Source organism: Roseovarius salis (assembly GCF_044472985.1).
GTDB classification, from domain to species: Bacteria; Pseudomonadota; Alphaproteobacteria; order Rhodobacterales; family Rhodobacteraceae; genus Roseovarius; species Roseovarius salis.
This window is the reverse complement of record NZ_JBISDG010000129.1, coordinates 1-265: the sequence shown is the minus strand read 5'-3', so window position 1 is coordinate 265 and position 265 is coordinate 1. Positions and strand designations below refer to the sequence as shown.

The window sequence follows — 265 nt, the reverse complement described above, 5'->3', positions numbered from 1 at the left end:
CGCGCTGCGCGCGCTGGCGCTCCTCGCGGTGGATCCGGCCGGCCTGAAGGGCCTGACGCTGCGCGCGCGCGCCGGACCGGCCCGGCAGGTGTTCGAGCAGGGCATCGCCCGCTTGCCCGGGCCGCAGCAGCGCATCCACCCCGATATCTCCGACACGCAGCTGTTCGGCGGCCCCGACATCGCCGCCACGCTGGCCGCTGGGCGGCTGGTGATGGACGAGGGGCTGGCCGCGCGCCCCGCCATGCTGGTCCTGCCGATGGCCGAG

1 pseudogene is annotated in these 265 nt (G+C 77.0%); it reads left to right on the top strand.

Features of this window, described 5'->3' with window-relative positions:
• Positions 1-265 (top strand): annotated as a pseudogene (locus ACH13J_RS18495) (magnesium chelatase subunit D); the annotation flags it as partial.